We start from the raw sequence: 7092 nt of genomic DNA, 5'->3' as shown, positions 1-7092 counted from the left end.
ATGATATACTCAACTTGTCAAAGTTGCAAAAAGACAAAAAATAAAAATTAAAATAAAAATAAAAATAAAAATAAAAATAAAAATAAAATGGAGGTATTCATCATGATTTTACAATCTTCTGTATCCTTAAAAATTCTTGATGAGGATACACTTTCTGATATAGAAGGCGGAATTGCTTGGTGGGTTGGTCCAGCAGGATTTTTTGCTTATGGGATATTAGCTGGTTATACTGACGAGAAATGTATGATTGATAATGGAAATCACTGGTATTGTGTTAAGCTACCATAGAAGAAGGAGTAAAACAATGAAATATATAAAGGTATTAACAGATTCAAATTTAGAAAGAATACAAGGAGGAGACGATTTGATAAATTTTTATGAATTGGGAGAAAAAATAGGAAGATATTTAGCACACCGTCATCCAAATTCGGTTACTCTTCCAATGTGTTACGAATATGGTCCAGCTTATCCGGCGCCTGTTTTACCATGTAGAAAGTAGGGAAATAGAATGGGAAAAGTTACTATTATAGAATTATCGGAACTAGAATTGATTTATGGTGGTGACAGTCATGGTTCAATATTTCATCCTGACACTTGGGTGAGATATTTTGAATATGCTTTAACTCACCCGGGAAAAGGAGGGAATCTCCCTTTATGTGAAAACTATACACCTGCGTATCCAGGAAAAATTTTACCACAATGTTAAATTTTTATAAAACTATAGTTGAAAACACCTCAGGTTAAAGACAAAGTTTTATTATACTGTGTTTAGGTAAATTCGAATGATAGGTAAAGTTATCTGAGGAACTACTCTAGAAAAAAAGGAAATTCTAAACTTAGATTCGATTATATAGTCTCAAATATCCTAAGTATTGAAATTAGCCGTTTTCTGGTGCTTTATAGTAAGGTAGAGGAGTTTGTTAGTTTCAAACTTTGCTCGTAATGATTTGAAAAATTCCAATTTTCTTGTAGAAATTCACAAAAATTTAGATTGTCTATGTTTGGAATATCAGTAAAATGTATTTATAGAGAAAAAAATTTTTGAAGTTTAAGTTTTTAGTTACTTCAATTAGAGAGAGGTTGTATTTATGACTATTTTTAACAAATGTCATGCTGTGTTTGTTGGATTTTTAGCCTTTATAACAGTTACTACAGTAGGTTATACCATCAATCAAGGAGATTTTTTTCAAAACGAGTACCTATTTATTATCACAAAGACTTTCTGGATTTCACTGAGTGTTGCCTATGCGAAATGGTTTGATATGGTTTCGCTAAGAAGGTTAACGAAGAAAGAAATTCTACTTTTTATTGGAAGCTTTCTTATTTGTGTGCTGGTAAATATAGGTTATTATAGTTTTTTTACAGTCTCTTCTGGTGCTAGATATCAACACCTTGAGGCTACTAGTACAGGAATTTCCTTATCCTTTATTGCAAGCGTGACAGTTTTTGGGCCTATTCTGGAGGAATTTGTTTTCAGAGGTATCCTTCAAGGTGCGGTTTTTGAAAATTCTTGGTTGGGGCTTATACTGACTGCCTCTCTCTTCTCTTTCCTGCATGCTCCTTATGATGTTCCTTCGTTTATCTATTATCTATTTGGAGGTTTCATGCTGGGCTTTGCTTATAAAAAGAGTCAAAATCTATCGGTGCCTATTTTAGTTCATATCTGTTACAATTGTTTATCATTCTTGTAGTATATGTAAGTAACCAATATGATATAATATTGGATAAAAAATCTTAAAAAATAGGGAAATGGATACTATTACTGTTTAGATTAATAATATTAAATGATGTCACAATTTGAGATTGTGGATACTGAGAATTTTGCGAAAGTTGAAGAAGGTTTCGGAGGTTGGGAAGAGGAAGCTTTTCAAAAAAATTATATGGTTTGATTGGATAATCATCTGCGCATTCTAATGGTGGTTCTTAATACTTTTCTCGTAACTAATATCAAGTTTAGTCTGATTGGAACAGTTGTAGGAGGATTCGCTGGTTATAGTATGTATGTTCTTGGCTATCTAGGAGATTATCTTGACCTTACAAATCATAGAGTTGTTTCTTCCAAAACATTTCACAAAAGTTATAACATTTTAGAAAATGATTAGATATCATTTAATTGTAATGGAGAAATTGTTTCTGCTGATTGGGAAAGAAAAAATATTTGTAACAAAACGCAATGTATTCTTAGCGAGATTGTTCCTAGGTCAGTTTCCCGTGCTTGTCTCTACTTATCTGTTTCTATCTCGTCAGTTTTTAAATTTTTCCTTGGTTTTCCAATTTCTCTTAGTGGTTATCAACTTGGCTTCTATTTTGGTTACTGTTTACCTCACTAGGGAAATGAGGATAAGAGAATTTGAAGATGATGATTTGGTTAGTCCTAGAACCAATCAACTTATGTTCATCGGCTTGACAGGCTTTATGTCTATTATTTGTTTGTATAGAGGTATCATAGCAACAGAAACCTACCAACAAATAATCGCCTATATTGGCGCTGTTCTCTGCTTAATTATCATGCTTCTGCTTATGTGGGGCTTGAAGTATTATAAAAAGTAGAGCTTAATGAAGTATAAAGGGGTAAGTGTTTTCGAAATACTTACCTTTTTATAATGAATTTTTTTTGCAATTCAAGATGTTTCGATGACAATTCAAGATTTGGATGAAAAACTTTAACAAATAGTGCTATACTGAAATTGTCAAAGTTGCAACAGGACAAAAATTAAAAATAAAAAAGGAGTATTTGTCATGAATACAAAAATGATGGAACAATTTGAGATTATGGATACTGATGTGCTTGCTTGTATTGAAGGTGGCGGTTGGATAAAATGTGGACTCGGTGTAGTTGGAGGTGCATTGACTGGAGGAGTTGCTGGTGGTGCTGTGGGCACTGTAACGCTACCTATCATTGGTACTGTATCTGGAGCTGCTGCTGGTTTTTGGGGCGGAGCGGCAACGGGTGCTGCTACATTCTGTTAAAAATCGCTCTTCATTACTAAGCTGAATTTAGTTGGAATGGAGTAAATAATTATGAACAAGAAAAAGATAGTTTCAACTATAGTATTTTTAGTATTTATTATAATGTCAGTGGCTAATTTTTTTAGAGACTTAACCCCATTGCTATTCATTTTGAATATTATTGGCCTAACTTGTTTTTTAGTGTTAACATACATTAGCATAAAAGATATGATCTTAAATAGAAGTAAATGATGATTTGGTTAGTCCTAGAACCAATCAACTTATGTATATCGGCTTGACAGGTTTTATGTCTATTATTTATTTGTATAGAAGTATCACAGCAGGAGAATTCTACCAACAATTAATCGCTTATATTGGTGCTATTCTCTGCTTGCTTATCATGCTTCTGCTTATGTGGGGCTTGAAGTATTATAAAAAGTAGAGCTTAATGAAGTATAAAGGGGTAAGTGTTTTCGAAATACTTACCCCTTTTATAATGAAATTTTTGCAATTCAAGATGTTTCGATGACCATTTAAGATTTAGATGAATTTGTAATCTTAAATAAGGTAAGATAAAGATAACAAATGTAAAGGAGTATTCTTATGAAGAATCAAAAGATAAAATCGCTATTACTTGTATCACTTGTATTTGCATCTATTACTACGGGTGTTGTATATGCAGAAGAACATCCTACTACTTCATCTATCCAGGCGAATGACAGTTCTCTTGTGGCACCAGATTTGCCATCGGCTAAGGAAAAGGTGGAGCATAAGCCTTCTGTTGTAACCCCAGAAGAGTATGAGAAGAATGTTACGGACTTTAAAAAGATAGATATTGAAGCCGTTCGTCAATCTTTTACAGAGGATCAATTGGAACATACTATTTATTTTGGTAGAAAAACTTGCTCTCATTGTCGTCAATTTTCTCCTGAATTGAAAGAATTTAATAACTTGATTGAAAAGAAGTTAGAGTATTATGATTTGGATGGTAAGGATTTTGATGGGGAAGCGAGAGAGTTTCTATTTAAAAAAGTCGGTATTCCAGGAACACCAACAATTTTATATTTAAAAAATGGACATCCGATATCTGGATGGGTTGGTGGCGGAGCAACTGCACAACAGGTGTATGATTATATGTACTCGAGAAACTCACCTAAGCAAACGGAGACAGTGAAACCTTCTGAGGAAACAGTAACTGAAAGTGTCCGTGATGAGAATACAAGAAGTGACAGCATGAGTATTAGTAATAAAGTTGTAAGTGACAGCAAAGGTATGAGTGATGAAAAAAGAACCGAAATGAAAATACCCAATGCTACTCCCAATTCTAATAGCGAAAATAGTGGGAAAGTGGAGAGTACAAACTCAACTTCTAAAGCTAAAACTACTCAATCTGACAATTTAGCAATGTTAGACAATAAGAATCAATTGGAAACTCCCAAACCTATTTTTGATGATGCTCAAGAAAATAAAACTTCTTTAACTGATGTTAAGGGGACTGATTATGTAAGCGAATCTATTACTTCGAATGAAAAATTATTACCGAAAACAGGAGAGGAAGAAAGTTACCAACTGATTCGGCTAGCTGTCGCGTTTTTTATGGCTTCTATAATGATTAAAGTGAAACAAAAAATTCATAAATAAAAATAGATGGTAAACAGGTGCAATGATATTATTTGTTTGTAATAACATATAGCTAACATTTGCCTATAGACAAGAGTGAGAAGATAGGTGTATTTATTTTATATATAAAAGATTATAACTGTATATGAACTGAATGATAAAAGGGTAAGTATTTACGAAATGCTTTCTTTTTCGATTATTTTAACGCCTCAAGATGTTTTGATGACTATTTATGATTTGGATGGAAAATTTCAAAGAATAGTAGTATACTAACCTTGTTAAGGTTGTAGCCGAAAGTGGAATACCAACTCTTATAGGGGAGAAAACTAACCACTTTTGGAGGATTAAATAGTAGTTAATGCATAGGTAAAAAAGCATGGGAAATAGTTAGTATTAGCTGAAGTAGAAAATCGAAAATGAAGGGAAAATTATCATGAGTAAGAATAGTAGAACAGAAAAAGCTAGAGTAATAGAAAGTGCAGATTTTGGAGCATATTTTTTAATTTTAGCAGTTGTAGCCGTCGGGGCGCTTGCTTATTTTTCAGAAGATTTTGGGCCAAGGTGAGCAAAAGTTATAGAAATAGTCGGAGCGCCGTTTTCTTTAGGTTTAGGTTTTTTTGCTTTTGATAAAGGTTTTGAAATGCTGAACGAATATAAAGAAAATAAAAGAAAAGAAGACGAAGAGGAAGAAAAAAACAATGTTTCAATTTTCAGAAGCTAACAGTTAAAGTTTGTCTTTGTCCAGTTTGACTTTTACCATAGTATGTGAGGTATATTAAATGAATAAGAAATCCTTTTTTATCATCTGTTCTACGTTGATTATGGCATCGAATCTTCTCATGATTTCCGTGGTGAACAAGGGAGAAGAAACAGGGAGCAACCTGTTTGTGATTGCTATAGCCTGTGTTATGTTACCATCATTTTTATATGCGGTTGAGAACCGAATGACTTCTTTAATTAGGACAGGGTCAGTAGCTCTACTCTTATTGACAGTATTGTCCTTAGTCCGTCTTGTCAACAGAATAGGGAGTACGCCTGAAATCCTAAACATTATCATTACCTTCTAGCTTTGGCAAGTGGGACAGCTGCTATCCTTGTTGCAATCATGAGAATATATGAGAACAGACGGAAGTAAGGGTGAGTAGTTCTCTATTTTGTATTTTCACTTTGTCAAGTTCCCCCAGGGCAAGTATGTTTTTCATGCTTGCTTTTTAAATTTTTTACAATTCAAGATGTTTTGATGACCATTTATGATTTGAGTGAAAAAAATTAATAAACAGTGATATACTAAACTTGTCAAAGTTGCAACAGGACAAAAATTAAAAATAAAAAGGAGTATTTGTCATGGATACAAAAACAATGTTTCAATTTGAAATTATGGATACTGAAATGCTTGATCATATAGAGGGTGGGGATGTATCTGATATTTATAAAGGATACGCTAATCAGGTAAGTCCATTAGGCTCTTATCCTTCTGTATTAAAGAATTCAGGTCCTTTTCCAGTAAGTGGGTACTGCCCGCGTGGTTATCGTGACCTTGGTTATATAGGAGCAGGTTTCCATTTATGTGGAATATAGGCTGAAATATAAGAAATGAGGAAGAGTTTCTATGAAAAAGTATCAGATTCTATTCAAAATAAGTGCAGTCTTCTCTTACTTATTTTTCGTATTTGGTCTTTCTCAGCTGACGCTTATTGTCCAAAATTATTGGCAATTTTCTTCTCAAGTAGGAAATTTTTTCTGGATTCGAAATATCTTGAGTTTGCTATTTAGCGGAGTCATGATTTGGATTCTGGTTAAGACAGGATATGGTGATCTCTTTCGCATTCCAAGAAAAAAATGGCTTTGGTATTCGATTTTGACAGTATTAGTGATAGTGCTCCATATCTCTTTTAACGTTCAGACAGCTAAACATGTTCAGTCAACTGCTGAAGGTTGGGCTGTATTGATAGGTTATAGTGGGACCAACTTTGCTGAGCTAGGTATCTATATAACTTTGTTCTTTCTGACTCCACTTATGGAAGAGCTAATCTATAGAGGATTACTGCAACACGCCTTTTTTAAGCATTCGAGATTTGGCCTTGATTTGCTTCTTCCGTCAATTTTATTTGCTCTTCCTCATTTTTCAAGCCTGCCTAGTTTGTTAGATATCTTCGTCTTTGCAACATCTGGCATCATCTTTGCTAGTTTGACCCGCTATACCAAGAGCATTTATCCTTCCTATGCAGTGCATGTGATTAATAATATTTTCGCGACATTACCATTTTTTCTGACTTTTTTACACAGGATATTTAGCTAAAAATAGTAGAGTAAAAATAATTATCGATTTTAAGAAGTGAATAATGGAATTTAATATTATTCACTTCTTATTAGTTGATTGGGAAGATTGTACTCTTTGAGTAATTTAAGATGTTTTGATGACCATTTATGATTTGGATGGAAAATTTTAAAAAATAGTAGTATACTAACCTTATTAAGGTTGTAATAGGACGAAAATAAAAAGAGTATTCCTCGTGAATGCAA

General features: G+C 33.2%; 11 protein-coding genes and 1 pseudogene. All 12 read left to right on the top strand.

Translation table 11 applies throughout. From position 1 onward, the window contains the following. The first annotated feature begins 102 nt into the window (after positions 1 to 102). The gene (locus RWO85_RS09345) at positions 103 to 288 is read left to right on the top strand and encodes a hypothetical protein (RefSeq protein WP_000603122.1); all 186 of its coding nucleotides are present in this window, start codon (positions 103 to 105) and stop codon (positions 286 to 288) included. Positions 289 to 304: 16 nt separating this feature from the next. After that, entirely contained in the window at positions 305 to 499 is a 195-nt protein-coding gene (locus RWO85_RS09340) for a hypothetical protein (protein WP_313970340.1), read from the top strand. A 9-nt stretch (positions 500 to 508) separates the two neighbouring features. Further along, positions 509 to 706, top strand: a complete 198-nt coding sequence (locus RWO85_RS09335) for a hypothetical protein (RefSeq protein ID WP_000521218.1) — start codon at positions 509 to 511, stop codon at positions 704 to 706. Positions 707 to 1088: 382 nt separating this feature from the next. Beyond that, entirely contained in the window at positions 1089 to 1691 is a 603-nt protein-coding gene (locus tag RWO85_RS09330) for a CPBP family intramembrane glutamic endopeptidase (RefSeq protein WP_000151808.1), read from the top strand. Between the two features lie 96 nt (positions 1692 to 1787). Continuing rightward, positions 1788 to 2102 (top strand): annotated as a pseudogene (locus tag RWO85_RS09325) (role in replication). Positions 2103 to 2118: 16 nt separating this feature from the next. After that, entirely contained in the window at positions 2119 to 2550 is a 432-nt protein-coding gene (locus tag RWO85_RS09320) for an immunity protein (protein ID WP_313970355.1), read from the top strand. 189 nt (positions 2551 to 2739) lie between these two features. Further along, complete coding sequence (locus RWO85_RS09315) at positions 2740 to 2970, top strand: Blp family class II bacteriocin (protein WP_050390363.1); 231 nt, start codon at positions 2740 to 2742, stop codon at positions 2968 to 2970. Positions 2971 to 3256: 286 nt separating this feature from the next. Continuing rightward, positions 3257 to 3391: a hypothetical protein gene (locus RWO85_RS10405; RefSeq protein ID WP_399553593.1), complete on the top strand. Its 135-nt coding sequence runs from the start codon at positions 3257 to 3259 to the stop codon at positions 3389 to 3391. A gap of 161 nt (positions 3392 to 3552) precedes the next feature. Continuing rightward, on the top strand, positions 3553 to 4590 hold the full coding sequence (locus tag RWO85_RS09305; RefSeq protein ID WP_314415505.1) for a thioredoxin domain-containing protein: 1038 nt from the start codon (positions 3553 to 3555) through the stop codon (positions 4588 to 4590). A 412-nt stretch (positions 4591 to 5002) separates the two neighbouring features. Then, positions 5003 to 5134, top strand: coding sequence for a hypothetical protein (locus tag RWO85_RS09300; protein ID WP_314415503.1), 132 nt, complete (start codon positions 5003 to 5005; stop codon positions 5132 to 5134). A 779-nt stretch (positions 5135 to 5913) separates the two neighbouring features. After that, on the top strand, positions 5914 to 6147 hold the full coding sequence (locus tag RWO85_RS09290; RefSeq protein WP_314415500.1) for a ComC/BlpC family peptide pheromone/bacteriocin: 234 nt from the start codon (positions 5914 to 5916) through the stop codon (positions 6145 to 6147). Between the two features lie 31 nt (positions 6148 to 6178). Next, positions 6179 to 6868, top strand: a complete 690-nt coding sequence (locus tag RWO85_RS09285) for a CPBP family intramembrane glutamic endopeptidase (RefSeq protein WP_314415498.1) — start codon at positions 6179 to 6181, stop codon at positions 6866 to 6868. Positions 6869 to 7092 lie beyond the last annotated feature (224 nt).

This window comes from uncultured Streptococcus sp., assembly GCF_963521865.1.
Classification (GTDB): domain Bacteria; phylum Bacillota; class Bacilli; order Lactobacillales; family Streptococcaceae; genus Streptococcus.
This window is presented reverse-complemented; position numbering and strand designations above follow the sequence as displayed.